General features: G+C 46.2%; 23 protein-coding genes. 14 read left to right on the top strand and 9 right to left on the bottom strand.

The features are described from left to right. Positions 1–286: 286 nt before the first annotated feature. A complete protein-coding gene (locus FTT89_RS12810) occupies positions 287–859 on the bottom strand; it encodes a peptidylprolyl isomerase (RefSeq protein ID WP_005181044.1) in 573 nt (190 codons plus the stop codon). 97 nt (positions 860–956) lie between these two features. Here FTT89_RS12810 and FTT89_RS12815 point away from each other — a divergent pair, with 97 nt between their 5' ends. Further along, the gene (locus FTT89_RS12815; protein WP_160255809.1) at positions 957–1,667 is read left to right on the top strand and encodes an acetoacetate decarboxylase family protein; all 711 of its coding nucleotides are present in this window, start codon (positions 957–959) and stop codon (positions 1,665–1,667) included. A 10-nt stretch (positions 1,668–1,677) separates the two neighbouring features. On the opposite strand, the gene FTT89_RS12820 is transcribed toward FTT89_RS12815, so the two are convergent. Then, complete coding sequence (locus FTT89_RS12820; protein WP_180172872.1) at positions 1,678–2,754, bottom strand: alpha/beta hydrolase; 1,077 nt, start codon at positions 2,752–2,754, stop codon at positions 1,678–1,680. 202 nt (positions 2,755–2,956) lie between these two features. Here FTT89_RS12820 and FTT89_RS12825 point away from each other — a divergent pair, with 202 nt between their 5' ends. Continuing rightward, on the top strand, positions 2,957–3,382 hold the full coding sequence (locus FTT89_RS12825; RefSeq protein WP_005181048.1) for a hypothetical protein: 426 nt from the start codon (positions 2,957–2,959) through the stop codon (positions 3,380–3,382). Positions 3,383–3,627: 245 nt separating this feature from the next. Here the strand turns inward: FTT89_RS12825 and FTT89_RS12830 are convergent, their stop codons facing one another. Continuing rightward, the gene (locus FTT89_RS12830) at positions 3,628–3,876 is read right to left on the bottom strand and encodes a hypothetical protein (protein ID WP_180090486.1); all 249 of its coding nucleotides are present in this window, start codon (positions 3,874–3,876) and stop codon (positions 3,628–3,630) included. A gap of 833 nt (positions 3,877–4,709) precedes the next feature. Here FTT89_RS12830 and grpE point away from each other — a divergent pair. The 4 genes from grpE to FTT89_RS12850 all read left to right on the top strand — a co-directional run bounded on the left by grpE (position 4,710) and on the right by FTT89_RS12850 (position 8,971). After that, a complete protein-coding gene (gene grpE, locus FTT89_RS12835) occupies positions 4,710–5,258 on the top strand; it encodes a nucleotide exchange factor GrpE (protein WP_005181051.1) in 549 nt (182 codons plus the stop codon). A gap of 119 nt (positions 5,259–5,377) precedes the next feature. Then, entirely contained in the window at positions 5,378–7,318 is a 1,941-nt protein-coding gene (gene dnaK / locus FTT89_RS12840) for a molecular chaperone DnaK (protein ID WP_168369891.1), read from the top strand. Positions 7,319–7,549: 231 nt separating this feature from the next. Beyond that, the gene (locus FTT89_RS12845; RefSeq protein WP_160232204.1) at positions 7,550–8,461 is read left to right on the top strand and encodes a matrixin family metalloprotease; all 912 of its coding nucleotides are present in this window, start codon (positions 7,550–7,552) and stop codon (positions 8,459–8,461) included. Between the two features lie 120 nt (positions 8,462–8,581). Beyond that, positions 8,582–8,971 carry a hypothetical protein gene (locus FTT89_RS12850; RefSeq protein ID WP_162182855.1) on the top strand — a complete coding sequence of 130 codons (390 nt, stop codon included), beginning with the start codon at positions 8,582–8,584 and terminating at the stop codon, positions 8,969–8,971. Between the two features lie 42 nt (positions 8,972–9,013). On the opposite strand, the gene FTT89_RS12855 is transcribed toward FTT89_RS12850, so the two are convergent. The 3 genes from FTT89_RS12855 to purE form a co-directional block, all read right to left on the bottom strand. After that, positions 9,014–10,297: a lytic murein transglycosylase gene (locus FTT89_RS12855; protein WP_075168300.1), complete on the bottom strand. Its 1,284-nt coding sequence runs from the start codon at positions 10,295–10,297 to the stop codon at positions 9,014–9,016. A 737-nt stretch (positions 10,298–11,034) separates the two neighbouring features. Beyond that, complete coding sequence (locus tag FTT89_RS12860; protein WP_075175485.1) at positions 11,035–12,156, bottom strand: 5-(carboxyamino)imidazole ribonucleotide synthase; 1,122 nt, start codon at positions 12,154–12,156, stop codon at positions 11,035–11,037. Between the two features lie 15 nt (positions 12,157–12,171). Then, positions 12,172–12,684, bottom strand: coding sequence for a 5-(carboxyamino)imidazole ribonucleotide mutase (gene purE / locus FTT89_RS12865; protein ID WP_005181065.1), 513 nt, complete (start codon positions 12,682–12,684; stop codon positions 12,172–12,174). A gap of 288 nt (positions 12,685–12,972) precedes the next feature. On the opposite strand from purE, the gene FTT89_RS12870 reads away from it, so the two are divergent. Continuing rightward, the gene (locus FTT89_RS12870; protein ID WP_180063722.1) at positions 12,973–14,253 is read left to right on the top strand and encodes a DUF2254 domain-containing protein; all 1,281 of its coding nucleotides are present in this window, start codon (positions 12,973–12,975) and stop codon (positions 14,251–14,253) included. Between the two features lie 2 nt (positions 14,254–14,255). Here the strand turns inward: FTT89_RS12870 and FTT89_RS12875 are convergent, their stop codons facing one another. Next, on the bottom strand, positions 14,256–14,594 hold the full coding sequence (locus tag FTT89_RS12875) for a DMT family protein (RefSeq protein ID WP_005181069.1): 339 nt from the start codon (positions 14,592–14,594) through the stop codon (positions 14,256–14,258). A 253-nt stretch (positions 14,595–14,847) separates the two neighbouring features. Between FTT89_RS12875 and mpl the strand changes: the two genes are divergently transcribed. Continuing rightward, positions 14,848–16,215 carry a UDP-N-acetylmuramate:L-alanyl-gamma-D-glutamyl-meso-diaminopimelate ligase gene (mpl, locus tag FTT89_RS12880; protein ID WP_005181071.1) on the top strand — a complete coding sequence of 456 codons (1,368 nt, stop codon included), beginning with the start codon at positions 14,848–14,850 and terminating at the stop codon, positions 16,213–16,215. A 249-nt stretch (positions 16,216–16,464) separates the two neighbouring features. Then, the gene (locus tag FTT89_RS12885; protein ID WP_104470788.1) at positions 16,465–17,550 is read left to right on the top strand and encodes a zinc-dependent alcohol dehydrogenase family protein; all 1,086 of its coding nucleotides are present in this window, start codon (positions 16,465–16,467) and stop codon (positions 17,548–17,550) included. 95 nt (positions 17,551–17,645) lie between these two features. Here the strand turns inward: FTT89_RS12885 and FTT89_RS12890 are convergent, their stop codons facing one another. Both FTT89_RS12890 and FTT89_RS12895 read right to left on the bottom strand, forming a co-directional pair. Continuing rightward, on the bottom strand, positions 17,646–17,927 hold the full coding sequence (locus tag FTT89_RS12890) for a GNAT family N-acetyltransferase (protein WP_016659776.1): 282 nt from the start codon (positions 17,925–17,927) through the stop codon (positions 17,646–17,648). Between the two features lie 38 nt (positions 17,928–17,965). Then, positions 17,966–18,358 carry a GNAT family N-acetyltransferase gene (locus FTT89_RS12895; protein WP_306670037.1) on the bottom strand — a complete coding sequence of 131 codons (393 nt, stop codon included), beginning with the start codon at positions 18,356–18,358 and terminating at the stop codon, positions 17,966–17,968. 358 nt (positions 18,359–18,716) lie between these two features. Between FTT89_RS12895 and FTT89_RS12900 the strand changes: the two genes are divergently transcribed. The 5 genes from FTT89_RS12900 to FTT89_RS12920 all read left to right on the top strand — a co-directional run bounded on the left by FTT89_RS12900 (position 18,717) and on the right by FTT89_RS12920 (position 22,429). Beyond that, the gene (locus FTT89_RS12900; protein ID WP_075168119.1) at positions 18,717–19,682 is read left to right on the top strand and encodes a TerC family protein; all 966 of its coding nucleotides are present in this window, start codon (positions 18,717–18,719) and stop codon (positions 19,680–19,682) included. A 263-nt stretch (positions 19,683–19,945) separates the two neighbouring features. Next, on the top strand, positions 19,946–21,262 hold the full coding sequence (gene guaD, locus FTT89_RS12905) for a guanine deaminase (protein ID WP_180063716.1): 1,317 nt from the start codon (positions 19,946–19,948) through the stop codon (positions 21,260–21,262). After that, complete coding sequence (locus FTT89_RS12910; protein ID WP_005181085.1) at positions 21,249–21,404, top strand: hypothetical protein; 156 nt, start codon at positions 21,249–21,251, stop codon at positions 21,402–21,404. Before guaD ends, FTT89_RS12910 begins: the two co-directional genes overlap by 14 nt. Positions 21,405–21,474: 70 nt before the next feature. Then, positions 21,475–22,002 (top strand): hypoxanthine phosphoribosyltransferase, encoded by a 528-nt coding sequence (gene hpt / locus FTT89_RS12915; RefSeq protein ID WP_005181088.1) that lies wholly within the window; start codon positions 21,475–21,477, stop codon positions 22,000–22,002. Between the two features lie 166 nt (positions 22,003–22,168). Next, positions 22,169–22,429 (top strand): GlsB/YeaQ/YmgE family stress response membrane protein, encoded by a 261-nt coding sequence (locus tag FTT89_RS12920; RefSeq protein WP_005181091.1) that lies wholly within the window; start codon positions 22,169–22,171, stop codon positions 22,427–22,429. The last annotated feature ends 54 nt before the right edge of the window (positions 22,430–22,483 follow it).

Genomic DNA, 22,483 nt, shown 5'->3' on the forward strand with positions numbered 1-22,483 from the left:
TTCTTCATAATCTCTTAATGATCTTTCCAACACCTCGTCAGTGCCAGAAGCTGGACTTAATAAACTTAACAACTCAGCACTTCGTGCTTCGTTCGTTTCCGTCTATCTCGTCGGTATGGGGTGCATTATAGGACAATTTCTTACACACGCAAGTGCTTTTAGCATCTTGTTTTATCGAGTGTTTCTTTTTTATGCACCAATATGGAGCATTTTTACCCGATCTTTGAAATAAACTTCTAATTTTAAAGCAGAAATATTTAATTTATATTTCTGCTTTTTATTTTCGTTAATTTTTTGCCGTTGCCGGTTTTATCTTCACACTCAGGATTTTCACCGGTTGAGCCGGAACATTCTGGTGCACACCAACATTGCGGGTCGGTACTTTGGCAATTTTATCGACCACATCCATCCCCTTGGTAACACGGCCAAACACAGCATAGCCAGCATTACGTGGACTTTTATTCAGGAAGTCGTTATCGACCAGATTAATAAAAAACTGGCTTTTGGCTGAATCAGGATGATTGGTTCGTGCCATCGCCAAAGTACCACGCTGATTGCTCAGGCCATTATAGGATTCATTTCTGACCGGTGGACGGGTATTTGGACGTTCCACCATGGCTGCATCCATACCGCCGCCCTGAATCATAAAGCCCGGAATGACGCGATGGAAAATAGTACCGGTATAAAAACTGCTGCTGACATATTTTTCAAAATTGGCTGCTGACAACGGCGCTTTGTCGTTAAACAGTTCAATTTCAATATTGCCCATGGAAGTTTTCATTTCAATCATTGAATTGGCAGCCCATGCAGAGGCACTAAAGGCAAGGCTGGCGGCCATAAGAACGCTACGTTTTAACATTTCTTTACGAATCCGTGGTTTGATGTTTTGCTTCACTTATATTAATTGTTCAGTATGAAGAAAACATTAGCTGTTCCTTTCAAATCCTGAGAATAAGATGAATAACAATATCCAGAACCAGATTTTTGCGCATCCGCCTTGGCGCTTACACGGCGATGCTTTTATTTTGAATTATTGGCTGAATCCTTTTTTCCTGAAAACAGCCAAACGTTTTCGGCTGGCTCCGTCTCCTTTAGGACGCATGGTCAATGTAATGCTGATCCGTTATCAGGATTCGCCAGTGGGTCCGTATGATGAACTGTTAATTATGGATCATCCTTTATTGTATAAGCATCGCTTGTCGACCATCCCCAAGATTTATGTCTCGACTCAGGCCTCTTTAGTGCATGGCCAGCAGTTATGGGGCATTCCGAAAGAGCTGGCCGAATTTGAATGGCTGGAAAAAGAAGGTCGCACCTATTGTATTGTGCGTCATCAGCAGCAAGAGATGTCAATTTGTCTGGAGCGGCCGAAAAACAGCACCTCGTTTTATATCAATAGTCACCATATTCCGGCTTCATTCTTATCCATTCAGCAGGCCTGGCAAGGCCAGCGCTACCAGTTTAGTCCGAAATTTCGCGGCCGTTTATCTAAACTCAAAACGGTGGAATGGCAAAATACCCAGGATATTTTTCCTGATTTTTCCCAGGCCCGACTATTACAAAGTTTTTATGTGCCGGAGTTTGATCTGTTATTCCCCGAAGCGCAGATTAAAACCAAAACCGCTGTTCCACGTGAAACCAGAAAAAATCTGAGTCGGCCTTTTTAAGTTACCCCTTTTAAAAGAAGCGTGGTCGATCCCAAAATTTTCTGAAATTCTTGCCCAGCTCGAGCGTGAGTTTTTTAGCACGGCGCGAAACCGGGGTTAAATTAATAAAACCATGGGTCTGGTCGGTATATTCCTTATATTGGACTTTGACCCCTTGCTGACGCAGCTTGTGCGCATAAATTTCCGCTTCATCGTGCAGCACATCATGCCCGGCCGTCACAATAAAGGTCGGCGGCAGTTTTCTTAAATTGCCGTAGGTTGGTGAAATCAGGGCATCATCCAGTGCCATATTGTGCTGTAACGCATAATACTCGGTGACGAAATCAATATCCTGCTCAGTCAGCACCAGACCATCTTTATAGGCAAAGAACGACGGATGACGGCTTTTAAAATCCACCACTGGATAAATCAGTAACTGGGCATGCGGTGCATAGGCGGTATTTTTACTACGCTGTGACACCACGGTAGCAATATTGGCACCAGCACTGTCACCCGCCACGGCAATACGGTTTTTCAGAATATTAAATTGACGGCGATGCTGATACACCCAAGCCAAAGCATCTTCACAGCACTGAATCAGCTGTGTCGGTGAAACCTCGGGGGTCAGTGGATAATCGACACTGACCACCTGCACCTGAGCGGCATGCGCCAATAGCCGGCAAACTTCATCATGGGTATCAAGATTGCCCACCACAAAACCACCACCATGATAAAACACAATCAACGGCAGTTTTTTATGCGGTGCAGGATGATAATAACGGGCTGAAATGGTGCCACTTTGCAGGCTTAAACGTAAATCTTCGACCCGTTTGACATAGGTCGGCTGTTTACGGATCGCCTTCATCTGAGTATCAAAAGCCTGACGCGATTGCGCCGGATTTTCGCCAATAAAACCGATACGCCCCTGCTTGATTTGGGCCGCCATCATGCATTTAATGAGGGGATCAAGTTGCGGATACTGATAAGGATAGCCCAAGGCGCGCGCCAGTGATTCCTGCGCCACACACGGTAAATGATCGAGTGTTCGCACCACCGTACCCTGAATGTTATCAATGATTTTTTGCAGTTTCTGTTGATACGCACTCATCTATCATCTTCCTTTTTTATTCATTCTTCACATTTTCTACATGATCAGTAGTTTAGTGACTATTTCGTTATAGAAGTCCAGTCATCGACATACATATTCAGAATTTATATACGCTAATCTTATTTCTATAAGGTGTCATTGACAATTTTGATGATACAGAGGGATTGATTTTGCTAATCCGGATAGAAAAAGGACGCTCACCATGTCTAGAAAACTCCTCTTGGTTTCCTGTGCGACCGTATTTTTAGCGGTCGGTTGTGTCGCGTTCCCTGAAGATGGCCACTACAATGGCCGCTATGATCACCGTTATGACCGGGATTACGACCGTAACTATGATTATCGCCGCATGACAGAACGTCAGCGTTGGGAATATGAACAACGTCAAAAACGCTTACAGCAACAACGCCAACGCGAAGCGCAGTGGGATCGACAAAAACGTGAACTGGAACGTAAACGTGCCGAACAAAGCCGTCAGCAGTTACAACGGGAACGCGAACGACGCGCCGAACTGAACCGTAAACGCCAGCAAGTCGAACGCAAACAGCAAGAGCAGCGTAAAAAACGGGTCGAAGAACAGCGTAAACGGATGGAAGAATATCGCAAACGGCAACGTGACCGTCGTGATTAATCCTGTATTTGACAGCGTGCGATGCACAGTTTAAAAACCCGAAAACCTGGCTTTCGGGTTTTTATTTTGCCGTATGCATTTATTTAAAAGCACTGGAATAGAAAAATAACAGCCTTCCATAATACTAGTGAAAATAGCATGGCCTTCCCTGGCCGGTTTTCGTTGAATATCCCTGTTGAGAAATTAAATCTTCCTCCCTGATTTAAATGATGGTCCTGTTTCATTTGAAATAGACAGCGTTGAATTTAGGGCTGTGGCTGTGCCTCGACTGCCGGTGCTTCCGACCCTGCTGGTGCAGCAGCGGCCGGGGCAGTGACTTCTGCGGCTACGCCCACTTCAGCCCCCGCTTCTACCGGCATGGTAGTCACCTGTACCGTTTCAGGTTGCTCCGGATTTTGTGCCACTTCTGGTGCCTGTGCCGTTTCATGACTGCTACAACCTACCACCGCCAGTCCAGCAAACAAGGCCACAGCCAATACACCCATTTTTTTCATCATTCGATCCTCATTCATTGAAAAATACAAAGTCCAACTTTGCGCTGGCTATACTTTCAAAATTTCAGCACTGGCTGGGCAGATAAAAAGTTAAATTTTTATATCCACCGGTACGAGTTATGCAGTTTTTTATAAACATGAAGATGCAGCTATTTTTACAGCCAATGGAAGGAATCAGCAGGATTAATCTGCTGTTTTTGTTATAGATTACAGCAATAAAAAAGAACGAAAGTGCAGAATTATTTTAGAGGAAGAAAACAGCGTGCTCTACACAACATACGGCTAGTTTTGCGAAAAGATAACAGTGTAAATGCGGCACTTTTAAATCTTTAGGGCAAAAAAAAGGCTTATCCAGAGGGCGGATAAGCCAGAAAACACATTTCAAGAAAATATCAAAAGAAACTACAGCGATAGAATCTGGGCGCAATCATACAAAGTTGACCTTGCCCTGTAAAATAGTATTTTTCACTCATTCTGATCGTTTTTATGTATAAAGAATAATCAACTTAAAAATTTTGTATAGACAACTCAACAGCATCTACAGAATTTATCCGGACTTAAAATTAAAATCATTTTCCCATAAATTGGGGTTTCAGCCTCGTAGTATCTTCCTGCACCCTCCCGGCTAAAAAGATCAAAAATTAAAAGAATGTATGTTTTTTCAGCAAATTTCTGCAGATTTAATGACTGGCACCGCTTGAATTTTTATCCCCTGCCCCGACTTCTTTAATAATTACGAAATTCATCACTCATGGCAGTTCAGAATGAACCAGTCAATACTGATGCCAGAAGGACTGTACATGTTTAAGAACCCATTTAAACGGAGTAAATCAATGGCAACCGAGCACAACCAAGACGCTCAAGATCTGCAACAAGAGCAAGTAGAACAAGATACTACCCAAACTCAAGCTGAAACCGAGCAGGCAGACGTTTCCGTTGAGTCTTTACAAGAACAGATTGCGCAGCTCGAAGGCGATTTAAAACTTGAAAAAGCGCGTACCGCCAATGCAGTGTATGAAGCGCAAAAGAGTGTCGAGCGTATTCAGCGTGAATCTGAAAAGCATAAAGAAGCAGTGCTGGAGAAATTTGCCAAAGAACTGCTCGATAGCGTAGATAACCTGGAACGTGCTATTGCCGCAGCTGGCGAAGAAAAAACCCCGCTGTCTGAAGGGGTGGAACTGACGCTGAAATCACTGCTGACGACTTTAGAGAAATTCGGCATTGTGGCGGTAGATACCGCGAACGGTTTCAATGCAGATTTACATCAGGCGGTGGGCATTGATCCGACAGCCAAAGCCAACGAAATTGGCAACGTACTGCAAAAAGGTTATAGCTTAAATGGCCGTTTATTGCGTCCTGCAATGGTTATGGTCGGCGCTTAAGCCTCATAAATTCGGGAGTTGGTGAAATTTTTTCATATTTTTAACTTGAAAAAAATTGAACGGCTCTCATATCGGATAACAAGTGTAAAGCACAATAAAATTTTTGAGGAAACATCCAAATGGCTAAAATCATTGGTATTGACTTAGGTACAACCAACTCATGTGTTGCGGTACTTGAAGGCGATAAAGTTAAAGTAATTGAAAACGCTGAAGGCGCGCGTACAACTCCATCTATTATTGCGTATAAAGATGGCGAAATCCTGGTCGGTCAGTCTGCGAAACGTCAAGCAGTAACTAACCCGAAAAACACATTGTTCGCAATCAAACGTCTGATCGGTCGTCGTTATGAAGACCAAGCAGTACAAAAAGATATCGGTCTGGTGCCATACAAAATCATCAAAGCAGACAATGGTGATGCTTGGGTTGAAGTTAACGACAAAAAATTAGCACCACAGCAAATCTCTGCAGAAGTTCTGAAAAAAATGAAGAAAACTGCGGAAGATTACCTCGGTGAAACTGTTACTGAAGCCGTTGTAACCGTTCCTGCATACTTCAACGATGCACAGCGTCAAGCGACTAAAGATGCCGGTAAAATTGCTGGTTTAGACGTTAAACGTATCATCAACGAACCTACTGCTGCGGCGTTAGCGTTCGGTATGGACAAGAAAGAAGGCGACCGTAAAGTTGCAGTCTATGACTTGGGTGGTGGTACTTTCGACGTATCCATCATTGAAATTGCGGATCTTGATGGCGACCAGCAAATCGAAGTATTGTCGACTAACGGTGATACATTCCTGGGTGGTGAAGACTTCGATAACGCATTGATCGATTACCTGGTTGAAGAGTTCAAGAAAGAACAAAACGTCAACCTGAAAAACGATCCACTTGCGTTACAACGTTTGAAAGAAGCGGCTGAAAAAGCAAAAATCGAGCTTTCTTCTTCAAATGCAACTGAAATCAACCTGCCATACATCACAGCTGATGCGACTGGTCCTAAACATTTGGTGATCAACGTAACACGTGCGAAATTAGAAGGTTTGGTTGCTGACCTAGTTGCGCGTACCATCGAACCTTGCCGTATTGCACTGAAAGATGCAGGTCTTTCGACTTCTGACATCTCTGACGTGATTTTGGTGGGTGGTCAGTCTCGTATGCCACTTGTACAACAAAAAGTACAAGAGTTCTTCGGTAAAGAGCCACGTAAAGACGTGAACCCTGACGAAGCTGTGGCAATGGGTGCGGCAATTCAAGGTGCGGTATTGTCTGGTGACAAGAACGACGTTCTTTTACTTGACGTAACACCGCTGACACTGGGTATTGAAACCATGGGCGGTGTGTTAACGCCAATCATCGAGAAAAACACCACGATTCCTGCGAAAAAATCGCAAGTGTTCTCTACCGCTGCGGACAACCAGCCTGCAGTAGACATTTCGGTGTACCAGGGTGAGCGTAAAATGGCTCAACAAAACAAATTGTTGGGTAACTTCCAGTTGGGTGACATCCCACCTGCGCCACGCGGTGTGCCACAAATTGAAGTATCGTTCGACATCAACGCGGATGGTATCTTGAAAGTGTCTGCTAAAGACAAGAGCACGGGTAAAGAGCAATCGATCCAGATTAAAGCAAACTCAGGTTTGTCTGATGCTGAAATCGAAGCGATGATCAAAGACGCTGAAGCGAATGCTGAAGAAGACCGTAAGTTTGAAGAACTGGCAAAAGCACGTAACGAAGCCGATGCCCTGGTTTCTTCTGCTCAAAAAGCAGTAAAAGATCTTGGCGAACAAGTGACTGCTGATGAGAAAACTGCGGTAGAAACAGCAGTTTCAGAACTTGAAGCAGCAACCAAAGAAAATGATGTTGACGCGATCAAGGCGAAAACTGAAGCGCTGCAAAACATCATCATGCCAATTACACAGCGTGCGTATGAAGCAGCTCAAGGCCAAGGCGCTGCGCAAGGTTTTGACCCGAATGCCTTCGGTGGCGATGCAGGTCAACAGCAAAAAGCGGACGATGGCGTTGTAGATGCTGAGTTCACTGAAGTGAAAGATGACAAAAAATAATTTGTCGCTTTAAACAAAAAGACCGCGCGTAAGCGCGGTTTTTTTTATATCTGCTTGAAAGCAAAAAAGACTTGTTTCATCTCTGCGGCTTTTTTAAGCTAGTTAGACACCCCATCTGGCCTACTCTGCTTTTGATCCTTTTCTCCTGCTATATAAAGGAAAGAAAATCGATCACACAGATGCGGATGTGCAGTTAATTATCCCCTCTCTACAGGAAGCCCAATCTGCGTGATGCGTCCCTTAATCCTGATTGTGTTACTGCTGTTTGCCGCCATGCTGTGGTATCAGAACCAGCAACATCCGCAGCTGCAGCACAACAGCCTGCTGACCCGGATTCAGGCACCTTTGGATACCCGGCTGCGTTACCGGATTGCCGAAGTGGACCCGCGCTTTGGTTTAAGTCATGCCGAGGTAGTGCAACTGGCACAACAGGCCACACAAATCTGGACAGAGGGTACTGGTCAGGACTATTTTGTCTATGATTCACAAGCGCGACTGGCAATCCGCCTGATTTATGATGAACGCCAACATGAATCGGAACAGCGTCGCCTGCAGATGGGCCAGATTGAGCAACAGCAGCAGCACTGGGAACGCCAGCAGGCCCAAGTGCAGGCAGTCAAACAGCAGATTCAGCAACTGAACCAGCAGCTGGCTTTTAAAAATGCCCAGTTACAGCAACAGCTGAATGCCTATAACCAGCAGGTGCAGCAGCTGAACCAGCAAGGCGGTGCATCAGCCATACAGCGCAGCTCTTTAAACCTGCAGCGTCAGCAACTCGAACAGCAAACCGCCAGTTTACAGGCTGAAATTCAACAGTTTAATGTGCGTATTGCAGGCTTGAACCAACAGATCGATGCCCTCAACCAGCTAAATCAGTCAATTGATGCTTCGGTGCAGCAATTTAACCAGCGCTTTCAGCCGCGTTTATTTGATAAAGGCAGTTTTGATGGCAAAACTATTCTCATCTATGAGTTTCAGTCAGCCGCCGACCTGCGTTTAACCTTGGCACATGAATTCGGTCACGCCTTGGGATTGGGGCATACCCATGATCCACATGCCCTGATGCATCCTCTCATGCAAGAGCAAAATCTGGATCATTTTCAACTAACTGCCGCCGATTTGGCGCTTTTACAGCAGCGTTAAATACATTTGATGCTTTTCATTACAAGTTAATCTAGAAAACCGGGGCTTTATCGCCAACAACACTGCCTTCTCTGGCTATTTCATGTTATTGTGAAAGCCGCAATTTCAACAGGAATGTTTGTGGAGATTAATGTGAGTTACTACCATATTTTGATTGAAGTAAATGACCACATCAGCACGATTGAACAAACGCGTGATATTGAACTGTTTGATATCGTCGATATTCAGCCGTATCTCTACTCTATTCTATTGCCATATTTTAATGAGCAGATGATTGAACTCGAAGAAGAAAATGTCGAGTTTGAAGATATCCTGCATTTAGAAATTAAACAGACCCTGTTGCCGGTCAATCACCTGATTGAAGAAGAACAAAAACTGCTGCCAAGCGACACCGATGTCACCATTACGGCCTATGAGGTGTTTAATAACCGTGATTTGAGTCAGGATGTAACCACGGTGATTTTTGATATTTTAGAAGCCGTGAAGATTGATACCTCAGATATTGAATAAACATCAGGGCGCCATAAGGCGCCCTTTTTATTGCATATTTATTTATTGCAGCATCATCAGTTTGGCATTTTCATTACGAAAAGCGCGTAACACCTGCTGTCCGGCACGCCCGGTGGGACTTAAGCCCAGGCGGATCTGTTCCTGACGAATCGCCTGACGGGTTTTATCACCAATCAGGCCATCTACCGCACCAATATCATGACCGCGATTTAATAAAAACTGCTGGATTTCACGACGTTCTGCGCGTGAAGTGCCCGGATCATCGGTAGGCCATGCCGTCACAAACGGGCCTTTGCCCTGTAAACGGTCGGATAAATGCGCAATGGCCAAGGCATAACTTTCCGCGGCGTTATAACTGTAAATGGCATCAAAGTTTTTAAACACCAGGAAAGCCGGGCCATTGCCGCCTGCCGGTGTCAGCAAACCGGCCTGACTGCTGCCTGAAAGATTGCCCTGAATCAAGGCACTGCCATCGGCTCGTACTAGCCCACGATTGACCCAGCTGCTTAAGGATTTTTTATTGCGGCGCCCTTCTCCACTGACTGACATGCCTGCGGGCAATTTCACTTCAAAGCCCCACGGCTGTCCGCTTTGCCAGCCACGTTTTTTCAGGAAATTGGCGGTTGATGCCAAGGCATCGGTGGTGCTTGATACCAGATCACGGCGGCCATCACCATCAAAATCCACTGCCAGTTCTTCATAGGTCGATGGCATAAACTGGGTATGACCAAATGCCCCGGCCCATGAGCCTCTGAGCTGATCTTCACGCACATCGCCGCGTTGTAAAATACGCATGGCGGCAAAGAATTCGCCGCGGAAATAACTCTGACGACGGCCTTCACAGCTTAAAGTACCTAAGGCCTGCAATAACGGATAACGGCCAGAAATATCACCAAAATTACTTTCTACACCCCATACCGCGACCACGGTTTCTGGCGGTACACCATAAGCTGCTGCAACCCGGTTCAGCACCTCACGGTGCTCGGCCAGTTTTTGCTGGCCCAGTTGTACGCGTTCTTCATCGACCAGACCAGACAGATAATCCCAGATTGGCGTCGAAAATTCTGGCTGATAATTCAGGCGTTCAATCACGGAATAATCTGGCGTTAAATTTTGGGTATAGCGGTCATAAGTACTGCCACTGACGCCCTTGGCCATAGCCTGGCCGCGTAAATTGGCCAGACAGACCTGGAAATTATTTTGAGGCTGGATGGTACTTGGCACCGGCGCCGTAGTGGTGACCGGCTGACCATTAATAATCAGTTCTGCATGTAGCTGAGATGCAGCCAATGCCAAAGATCCGAAAACAAAAGCAAAGCGATGCATACTATCCCTTATGTCATTTGAATTTAAAACTGGTTTTACCATAACAGCTGGGCCATAAAATGACAGGGTAAAAACGTAAATTTAAATTTATTTTGCTTCATTTTAAATTCATATTTCAGTTTTGAATTTAAAAAATTTTATCCACAGGTCTAATCTTAGGTATTTTTAAATTCAAATCTCGGTTTTCTTATTTTTAAATTTAAATTCGTTGTTTTAAATTCATTTTTTCGAACTTTAACCAATAAAGTTATCCACACCTGCAAAACAGCGCTGGTTTTAAATTTAAATCATCATTTTTAAATTTATTTCAGGAAAACTTATCCACAAAACCCATCCACCGGACCGTAAATCTGTACTCTTTAAATTTAAATTGCAGTTTTTGAATTTATTTCGCAGGTTTTAAATTCAAATTTTAAATTTAAAACTACAAACAGATTTGAATTCATAATTTTGAATTTAAAGTTCAGCGGATATTTTAAATTCAAACTGCATATTCAGATTTAAATTTAAAATAAAATCTGTGTTTGAATTCATTTTTAATTTTTTCAGATGCTCTGTATTTATGTTTGTTTTTTAGCCATTTATAGTTATAAAAGATCTGGACTGAAGCAATCAAGCCTGTTGTTGAACCAGCCGACCAATGGCAGCTGGCGAAAAAGAGCGCAATCTTGCCCGAATTTCTGGTATAAAAAAAGCGGCCCGCTGAGGGACCGCTGTTTTCATAAACGAATCTGCAGTTAAATGCTCATATCTTCACTCAAGGCCAGCGGATTTGGCAAAATTTTCGCCAGCTGACGGCAGAGTGACGTCAGTTCGCGACTGTCGTTTGGCATTAGGGTAATATGCCCGATTTTACGGCCTTCGCGTTCAGTTTTATTGTACAAATGCAGATGTGCACCATTTAACGCCAACACATCTTCCGACTTTGGATGCTGACCAATAATATTCACCATCACCGTTGGGCGCACCACCTCAGTCGAACCGAGCGGCAAACCAGCCACTGCACGGACATGGTTTTCAAACTGTGAACAGACTGCGCCTTCAATCGACCAGTGCCCTGAATTATGCACGCGTGGCGCCATTTCATTGGCATACAGGCCTTTTTCAGTCACAAACAGCTCCAGTGTCAACACACCGACATAGTTGAGATGATTCAGCAGACGTGTAATGTAGTCTTGCGCCACTGGCTGTAAATCAGCACTGTTCGGTGCCGGTACAATCGAGTGCGACAAGATCCCATGATGGTGGTGGTTTTCAGCCAATGGCCAGGTTTTGACATCGCCATTTTGGCCACGTACTGCAATAATTGATACTTCACGCGAGAAGGTGACAAAACTTTCTGCAATCAGTGAGCCGGCAGGGCCAAGTTCTGCCCAGGCCTGATCAATCTGATCGGCGCTACGCAGCACAAACTGGCCTTTACCATCATAACCGCCAGTCGCGGTTTTCAGTACAATCGGCAGACCTAATTCAGCCACCGCCGCCTGTAAACTGTCCAGCGAATCAACCGCCTTATACGGCGCCACCGGAATCTGCAGCGCATCAAATAGAGCTTTTTCCTGCAGACGGTTTTGCGCAATCGCCAGTGCCTGACGCGGCGGATGCAACGCTTTACTTTGGGTCAAGACATCAACATCGGCCAGCGGGGTATTTTCAAATTCCAGGCTAAATACATCTGCACTCTGGATAAAATCCTGCAAACCGTGTTCAGCTGCGCTTGAATAGACCGTACCTAAAGCTGCAGAAGGGCAATCTGCACTGGCTTCAAAGAAAGTACATTGAATATTGAGTGGTAACGCGGCTTGCGCCATCATGCGGCCAAGCTGCCCACCGCCAAAAATACCAATGGTTTTATTCATAAGGAATGTCCCGTATTACGCCTGACCCGGAATATTGTTGCTGGCCACTTTATCGGTTTGCGCTGCACGGAAATCAGCGACATTTTTCGCAATCTCTGGACGCGTTAAACCCAGAATCTGGGCAGCCATAATGGCAGCATTGGTGGCACCGGCCGGACCAATTGCCAAGGTACCCACCGCAATTCCGGCCGGCATTTGTACAATCGACAGCAGTGAATCGACACCATTTAAAATAGAAGATTTAACCGGCACACCCAGCACTGGAAGATCAGTCTTGGCTGCGCACATGCCCGGTAAATGGGCAGCGCCACCCGCACCGGCAATAATCACCTGAATACCACGATCACGCGCAGTTTCGGCATATTCGAATAAACGGTCTGGGGTACGGTGCGCAGAAACCACTTCCGCTTCAAATGGGACACCAAGCTGCTTGAGCATATTGGCAGTGTGTTCGAGAGTTGCCCAATCAGATTGAGAACCCATAATAATTCCAACGAGAGGAGCGTCTTGTGCTGCGGCCGCATTCATTGCTAATGTTCCAGAGACTAAGTGAAAAAAGATAAATCTCGACGAGAGCCAAGCTTTAATGAATAAGCTCCGTATTATAGACTGAAAAACCGGCTGGCTAAAGTTCGGCGCAAGAATAAAGATTAAAATTATCTGTTTGTAAAACTGAAGAAAATACAATGATGGCAATAGGCCAAAAATACAAAAAGAGGACATACAGCGGTGAAAAAAACGCTATAACTATCAAGATAAAGCTTTTTGTAATGAATAACTTAAGATTAGATTAAAGATATTTTCAGGGCAGTTTCCATGTGGTTCAAACTTAAAATCTGGCTACAAAACCCTTCAGAAAACTTATGGCTGATGCCGGCGCTGGGTGCCATCTTTGCGACATTTTTTTCATTATTTGCCATCGCCAGCCAGTATTTTATTCCGGCCAGTACGGTACCGAATATCAGCATCGACACCTTGGGCAGCTTGCTGGATATTATTGCATCCAGCATGCTGGCAGTGACGACCTTCTCATTGTCGATTATGGTGGCAGCTTTTGCTTCGGCTTCAAGCAGCGGCACACCACGTGCCTATAGCTTGATGATGAGCGATGACAACACCCGGCTGGCCATTTCCAGTTTTATTTCCGCTTTTATTTATGCAGTGATTGCCAAAATTGCCCTGGGGCTGGAGTACTACGGTCCATCCGGACGTTTTGTGCTGTTTATCAGTACCATTCTGGTGCTGATGTACCTGATTTATACCCTGATTCACTGGGTACAAACCCTGTCCAAACTCGGCAATTTAACCACCACCATCGACAAGATTGAAACTGCAGCCAAAAAGGCCTTGGGCCAGTTCCGGCATCAACCGGATTTGGGGGCAACAGGGCATAAGCCTGCCTTTGCGCCCAGCTTTTGCGTCTATAGCAGCACAACCGGTTATTTTAACCATGTCGATCTGGCCGGACTGGAGCAGATTGCCGCGCAGCAGCAACTGCATTTACATCTGCCATCTATGCCGGGCAAATTTTTAGATCCGATGACTGCGCTGGTCGAGGTCTATAGCCCGCAGGCGCTGTCCGAAGAACAGCAACAGCAGATCCGCAATCAGATTCTGCAGCATCTGATTATTGAAACCAATCGCAGTTTTCTACAGGATCCGCGTTTTTGTCTGCTGGTGATGAGTGAGGTCGGGCAAAAAGCCATGTCGAGTGCAATTAATGATGTCGGGTCCGGCATTAGCGCGCTGAATGCGCTGACCCGGATTCTGATTGACAGTCGCCCGGACCCGGAGGCGACGCGCTGTGATTATCCGCATCTCAGTATTGAGTGCTTTGATCTGCAAGACCTGATTTATGGCAGCTTTATGCCGCTGGCCCGCGATTGTGCCCAGAATCTGGAGTTAAATCAGCGCCTGCTGAAATGCCTGTCGATGATTGAGCAGAATGTACCGGAACCGGAACTCAGACAGGCGGCCACGCAGATGGCGATGCAGGTGCTACAACGCTGTTTACATCACTTTGATTTCGCACCAGAACGGGCGCTGATTCAAGCAGATTTCGCCGCACTTTTTCCACATCTGCCACAACCGGAATAACTTTAGCTACTGCGAAAAACGAAGTAAACACAACCGAGTAGGCACAGACCAGCCCAGAGATAATCCAGTTTAAACGGCTGCTTGAACAGATACAGCATAAACGGCACAAAGACCAGCAGGGTCACCACTTCCTGGGTAATTTTCATTTGCCCAAGTGACCAGCCATGCTGGGCCAGTAAGCGCGTGGCCGGAATCATAAAGGCGTATTCGAGCAGGGCAATCATCCAGCCAAACAAAATGGCCTGCCACAGCGGCGCGCCATGCAAAAATTTCAGATGTCCATACCAGGCCAAAGTCATAAAACAGTTGGAAATAATTAACAGCAGTAAAGGGAAGGACATAGGCGGCAGTATCCAGAAAATGTCAGCCTATTGTACGGTTTCAGGCCAAAAAAGCAGTGCAGCCGTGCGGATTTTTTCACGGTCAGCATCCGCCTGGAAAATGCCTGATTTTTTCGGATTCCAGTCAACGAATCCCTACAAGAATGACTATCTTTTCCGAAACAGCCTTGCTATCGTTGCTGACAATTCAATACATCATGACCAGGCCATCAACAAGAATGGTACGGTCCTACACGCAGTGGAGTAACAGCGGATGCATCTGCATATTTTGGGTATTTGTGGCACTTTTATGGGCTCTCTGGCCTTGTTGGCGCGTGATCTGGGACATACCGTGACCGGTTCCGACCAGAATGTTTATCCGCCGATGTCGACCCAACTGGAAAATGCAGGCATTACCTTAATGCAGGGCTATGACCGCAGCCATTTACAGCCGCATCCGGACTTAGTAATTGTCGGTAATGCCATGAAACGTGGTATTGATGCGGTGGAATATATGCTCAATGCCGGTCTGCCTTATGTTTCAGGTCCACAATTCCTGGCCGATCATGTGCTGCAAGGCAAGCATGTTCTGGGCGTGGCCGGCACCCATGGTAAAACCACCACCACCACCATGCTGGCCTGGGTGCTGGATCAGGCCGGTCTGGAACCGGGCTTTTTGATTGGCGGTGTTCCGCTTGGCTTTAAAGAAAGCGCGCGTTTAGGTGGTGGCAAATACTTCTGTGTTGAAGCCGATGAATACGATTCTGCTTTCTTCGACAAGCGCTCCAAGTTCGTGCATTACCATCCGAAAACTGCCATTTTAAATAACCTTGAATTTGACCATGCCGATATCTTTGATGATCTGGCGGCGATTCAAAAACAGTTCCATCATCTGGTGCGTACCATTCCAAGTGAAGGCTGCATTATTGCACCGGTTACCGAAACCCATATTGATGAAGTGCTGGAAATGGGCTGCTGGACACCGGTGGTCCGCACCTCACTGACTGCACATGCCCAGGCCGCGCTATCTGCCGAGCAGTTACAGGCCGATGGCTCACACTTTAAAGTGCTGCAAGATGGTGTGGTTCAGGGCGAAGTCTGCTGGAACATGACCGGCCAGCATTCAGTGGCCAATGCCCTGGCAACCATTGCCGCGGCGGCGCATGTTGGTGTATCGATTGAAACGGCCTGTGCGGCCTTGTCCAATTTCGGCGGGGTAAAACGCCGTATGGAACTGCTCGATACCGTACGCGGCATTGAGGTCTATGATGACTTTGCCCATCATCCGACGGCAATTGACACCACCCTGGAAGGCGCGCGCAAACGTTTAGGTGAACGTAAACTGTGGGCGATTATTGAGCCTCGTTCCAATACCATGCGTATGGGCAGCCATAAAGATGGACTGGCACATTCAGCGCGTCTGGCCGATGAAGTAATCTGGTATCAACCGGAAGGACTGGACTGGGATTTACAACCGGTGGTGGCTGCGGCACCAAACAAGGCCAAAATTGCCCGGACGCTGGATGACATTATTCATACCGTCAGCCAGGAAGCAGGCGAGGGCGATGCGGTGGTGATCATGTCTAATGGCGGTTTTGGTGGTCTGCACCAGAAATTATTAAGCGCATTAAAATCGGCTTAAGCACGTTTATTGACCTGAAACATCATTCAACGGGGCTGTAGTTAGAATACTGCAGCCCTGTTTTATTGTCATACAATTCAATAGATTAAAATAAATATACAAATATCTGAATAAAAACGGTTTTTTAGAGATGAACTTGTCATCAACTCCTGTTAAGTTAGAACGATCACATCCTGTGCTATAACGGTTCCTGATGAGGTGAAAAGGCGCAGGCTGTCCCACAATAAGCACAACAAGAGGATGACCACCATGTCCCAGACAATGCAAGCCATGGTTTATCATGGCGCCAATGATATCCGTTTTGAACAGCGTCCACGTCCCCAGATTCTGCAACCCACTGATGCCATCATCCGCGTGACCAAGTCAACGATTTGCGGTACCGACCTTGGCATCTGGAAAGGCAAAAACCCGGAAATTGAAAGCACCGCAATCGAAAAAACCGGCCAGTTTGATGGCCGTATTCTCGGCCATGAAGGCATCGGGATTGTTGAAGAGGTCGGTACGGCAGTCAAAAATTTCAAACCGGGCGACCGGGTGATTATTTCCTGCGTCAGCCGCTGCGGTACCTGTGAAAACTGCCAGAAACAGCTCTATGCACACTGCCGCAATGAAGGCGGCTGGATCATGGGTTATATGATTGACGGCACCCATGCCGAATATGTACGCACCCCATTTGCTGATACCTCGCTGTATCCGCTGCCAGAAGGACTGAATGAAGAGGTCGCGGTATTTTTATCAGATGTGTTGCCGACTTCGCATGAAATTGGCGTGCAATATGGCAATGTCAAACCCGGCGATACCATTGCCATTATTGGTACCGGCCCGATTGGGATGGGCTGTCTGCTGACTGCACAATTCTATTCACCGGCACAGATTATTGCGGTGGACATGGATGATAACCGGCTAGCCATGGCCAAAGAACTTGGCGCGACCCACACCATTAACTCGGCCAAAGAAGATGCCATTCAGCGTATTCTGGAAATTACCGATGGCCGCGGGGTCGATTGCGCCATGGAAGCCGTGGGGGTAGAAGCCACCTGGAATATTTGCCAGCATGTCGTCAAAGAGGGTGGTCATCTGGCCAACGTCGGAGTACACGGCAAATCGGTGAATTTCGAGTTAAATAAACTCTGGATTAAAAACCTGACCATTACCACCGGTCTGGTCAATGCCAATACCACCGGCATGCTGCTCAAAAGCTGCTGTGCCGGCAAGCTGCCGATGGAACGTCTGGCCACCCATCATTTTAAATTTGACCAGTTTGAAAAGGCTTATGAGGTATTTAAACACGCCTCAGATGAAAAAGCCCTGAAAGTGATCATTGATTACAGCTAAGGTCTTTATCGGCAATCAAAAACCACGAGTTCATGCTCGTGGTTTTTATATATTGGCTGCCCCTCCAAAGTCGGCGGCGGGTTCAAGTGCCAGATTTAAGCGGCGACATCAGCCAGGCTGGGCTCGCGTCGAAACATGACTTCAACATAAGAACAGACCGGTACAATCTTGAGCTGTTTTTCCCGGGCAAACTCGACCAGCACATCCAGTAATTGGCGGGCAATGCCTTGGCCACGCAATGAATCATCTACCCAGGTATGGTCGGCGACAATTTTATGCGTGTCTTGCCATTGATAGGTAATTTCAGCAATCCGCTGTCCATCCCGTTCAATAAAAAATGCGCCGCCACGTTTTGCCTCTTGATGTTGAATATCCATTGCTGTCCTGCCTTAAAGTTTATGTGTCACCGGATGAATTAGGGTTGAAGTACATCCTGAATCGACGGGTCTTTTTCAAAAGCCGCTTTGGCATAAGGGCAGAGCGGTATAATCTTGATCTGCTGTTCGCGGGCATAATTGACCGCAGCTTCAACTAAGTGACGTCCCACACCCTGACCACGTAACTGTTCACTGACCGTGGTATGGTCAATAATGATTTTATCTTCGCCAGCACGTGAATAGGTCATCTCAGCCAGACGCTCGCCATTGGCTTCAACAAAAAAGGCCCCTTTGCTGTCATTGTTTTCGTGTTGCACCATCATTTTTATCATATCCTCCCATCTGAATTTTGAGTATCTGCTTTCTGCAGAAAAAAATATAGCATCTGATCTGTAATCTAACATTTTCACTGCATGTTGAAACAATTGCATACAGTCGCTTTTTTCTTGACGAGGAATACACTGTAGCACGCGCTCATTTACATTCGGCCATTTGCACTTTACTTAAAAATATGCAATTCTCTGTCGACTTTGGGGCATTCCCCCAACACAGAATTGTTGAACAAGGGGAGTAGCCTCCTCCAAGCGTTAAAACCCAGATGAAACTCACTGGTTTTAACGTGTCAGACTATCGTCATTACACTTTGCAAAAAGTCGGTATCTGAGCATTGAATCTGCATCAGGCAGGGCAATGTAGGCAAGACCTTGATCACGTTGTTATGGATGTTTTTATTTCATCTGGCAACGGGTCAAGGTTTTTTTATGGCCAATTGTCGGATGTGGAGATTGTATGGAATCTATCGGCAATATCTGGCTGTATCTGGCCTTTTTTGCGATTGTTATGGTCATGCTCGCCATCGACTTTCTGGGCTTTAAACAAAAAGAAGGCCAGACCGTTCAGGTGCGTACCGCCGCTTACTGGAGTATCGCCTGGGTCAGCGTGGCCATGCTGTTTGGTGGTGGCCTATGGCTGTATCTGAAACAGACCGCCGGACTGGATGTCGCCAATACCAAGGTGATGGAATATCTGGCCGGTTATTTACTGGAAAAATCACTGGCCATTGATAACGTCTTTGTCTGGCTGATGATTTTTGCTGCCTTTGCCATTCCACCAGCGTTACAACGTAAAATCCTGCTGTATGGCGTTTTGGGCGCTATTGTGCTGCGTACCATCTTTATTTTTATTGGCGCCTGGTTTGTGCAGGAATTCTCCTGGATTCTGTATCTGTTCGGTGCCTTCCTGGTCTATACCGGCTTTAAATTCCTGCGTGGACAGGACGATGAAGACAGCAATATCGAAGATATGGCGATCCTGAAATGGTTACGCAAACATATGCGGATTACCCCGCAGCTGGAAGGCAGCCGCTTCTTTGTACGTAAAGAGGGCTTACTCTGGGCCACGCCACTCTTTCTAGTGCTGATTCTGGTTGAAGCCTCCGATGTGATTTTTGCGGTGGATTCAATTCCTGCGATTTTTGCTGTGACCAGTGATCCCTTTATTGTCTTGACCGCCAACCTGATGGCGATTTTAGGCTTACGCGCCATGTTCTTCCTGCTGGCCGGTGCAGCCACCAAAATGCATTATCTGCCGTATGGGCTGGGAATTATTCTGGTGTTCATTGGCTTCAAGATGCTGATGCTGGATGTGTTCCATATGCCAATCTGGATTTCCCTAAGCTTTATTGTGATTGTGCTGGCAATTACTGCCTGGCTGTCGATTCGCCACAGTCGCAAGCATCATGAAACCACGCTCTAAAGTGGCCTGATTGATCAAAAAGCCCGTTGCATACGGGCTTTTTTTATTTTCCATATTCAGGGATTACTCTTAAATATCAGTGTATAAGTACTAGATTTAACTGAATATTTTAGAGTTGACCCAGTGGACATCTTGTATTTCACCCAAACTGGCAACAGTTTTGCATGACACCCAATGTCTGTGACTGAATGTTGGATTTTCCATACAGGGCAGCGCTTTTCAGCTACAATCAACCGAAAAAATTAAACAAGTGCAGGTTTTTCATGTCTTCTGTCATTGCAACGACGGCAATTCGCGGCCGCTTCCTCGATATTCAGAATACAGTTGCCCAAGCGCGTGATATTCACGACCAAGTGCGCTATGTAGAAGATGGTTTATTAATTACCCAACACGGGAAAATTCACTGGTTTGGTCCCTGGGAAGAGGGGCAGGTGCATATTCCGGCCGGTGTTTCGGTGCAGCATTATCCCGATCAGCTGATTATACCCGGCTTCATTGATACCCATATTCATTTCCCGCAAACCGAAATGGTTGGCGCCTATGGCACCCAGCTGCTGGAATGGCTAAATACCTATACCTTTCCAACCGAAATGCAGTTTGCTGATAAAAGCTATGCTGACAAGATTGCTGCATTTTTTGTGCAGGAACTGCTGAAAAATGGCACCACCACGGCACTGGTGTTCTGTACCGTGCATCCTGAATCTGTCGATGCCCTTTTTGAAGCCGCAGAACAGCACCAGATGCGCCTGATTGCTGGTAAAGTGCTGATGGACCGTCATGCACCCGAGGAACTCTGTGACACGCCAGAACGCGCCTATCAGGAATCTAAAGCACTGATTGAAAAGTGGCATGGAAAAGGCCGTAATTTATATGCGATTACCCCGCGTTTTGCACCGACCTCAACGCCGGCACAACTGGAAAAAGCGCAGCAGCTGAAAGCTGAATATCCGGATGTGTATTTACATACCCATTTAAGTGAAAACAAAAATGAAATTGCCTGGGTCAAAAGCCTGTTCCCGGAGCAAAAAGGCTATTTAGATGTCTATCATCATTATGGGTTGACCGGTTCACGTTCGGTATTTGCACATTGTGTGCATCTGGAAGAGCAGGAGTGGGACTGTATGCACCAGACCGATTCCGCGATTGCCTTTTGTCCGACCTCCAACCTGTTCCTGGGCAGTGGCCTGTTCCCGATTCATCAGACCTGGCAGAAACAGGTCAAAATGGGCCTGGGCACCGACATCGGGGCAGGGACCTCGTTTAGCCAGCTGCGCACCATTAGCGAAGCCTATAAAGTCCAGCAGCTACTTGAGCAAAACCTGTCGGCCTATGAAGCGCTGTATCATGCCACTTTAGGCGGTGCCAAAGCACTGGATCTGGATGAAAAGCTCGGCAATTTCAATATCGGTAAAGAAGCGGACTTTATTGTGCTGGATTTAAACGCCACCGCCTTGCAGACCCTGCGCCAGCAGCACAGCAAAGGCCTGGAAGACAGCCTGTTTGCGCTCATGACCATGGGCGATGAACGGAATATTCAGGCCACCTATATTTATGGACAATGTGCCTATGTCCGCGACTAAACCTATACGCCGGGCGCAACCGAAATGGCGGGTGGCGCTCACGCTGATTGGTCTGGCCTTATTGCTGAAAAGAGACCACCCGGTCAAAAATGCTGTTTTTTTAGACAGCAAAGAGGATGCATCTGACCGCAAGATGTATTAAAATTAAGGCATATTTTGGGGTGTTGCAGGTCAACACCTTTTTTATTTTTTGCTCTTTTAGGGATCTACCCATGACCGTTGATATGAAAGTATTGATTTCTGCTGAAGAAATTCATGCGAAAGTTCAAGAACTTGGTAAACAGATTAATGCGCATTATGCCAATAGCGACAAGGAGCTGGTGTTAATCGGTTTACTGCGCGGTTCTGTGCTGTTTATGGCCGATTTATGCCGGACCATTGAAAAACCGCATGAACTGGACTTTATGACCGTTTCAAGTTATGGCGGCAGTACTGTGTCTTCGCGTGATGTAAAAATCCTGAAAGACCTCGACGGCGAAATTCGTGGCAAAGATGTGCTGGTGGTAGAAGATATTATCGACTCTGGCAATACCCTGAGCAAAGTACTGGAAATTCTACAAACCCGTGAACCAAATTCGATTGAGCTGTGTACCTTGGTCAGCAAACCGTCACGCCGTGAAATTGAACTGGAAGTTAAATTCCTGGGCTTTGAAGTAGAAGACAAATTTATTGTCGGTTATGGCCTCGACTATGACCAGAAATATCGCCATATCCCGTTTATTGGTGAAATCGGTCTGTAAGCAACCGCAAAAGAAAGTGGCGTTCAGCCACTTTTTTTACGACAAAGCGGACAAAAAAACTACAATCTGTAGCAGGACTCTACTGTTTGTCCTCTCAAAAATCCTGAAAAATAAATCAAATAGCAACAACTCAACTTGATAAACCATAACAAGAAGGAGACAGGAGATGTGGACACTTATTGTGGCTATCGTGATTGGTTTTATTGCAGGTCTTATTGCCCGTGCCATCCATCCAGGTGATGATAAAGCAGGCTTTATTATGACCACCTTACTCGGGATCGCCGGTTCACTGTTGGCCACTTACGGCGGTCGCTTCCTCGGTCTGTATGATGAAAACTCAGCTGCCGGCTTTATTGCCTCGGTGATTGGTGCGCTGATTATTCTGTTTATCTATAACATGATTTCCAAACGCTCACATCGCGTTTAAATCAATAAAAAAGCACCGTTCATTCGCCGGTGCTTTTTTATGGTCTAAAATCTG

Origin of the sequence: Acinetobacter sp. YH01025 (assembly GCF_013420185.1) — a bacterium.
GTDB lineage: Bacteria > Pseudomonadota > Gammaproteobacteria > Pseudomonadales > Moraxellaceae > Acinetobacter > Acinetobacter indicus.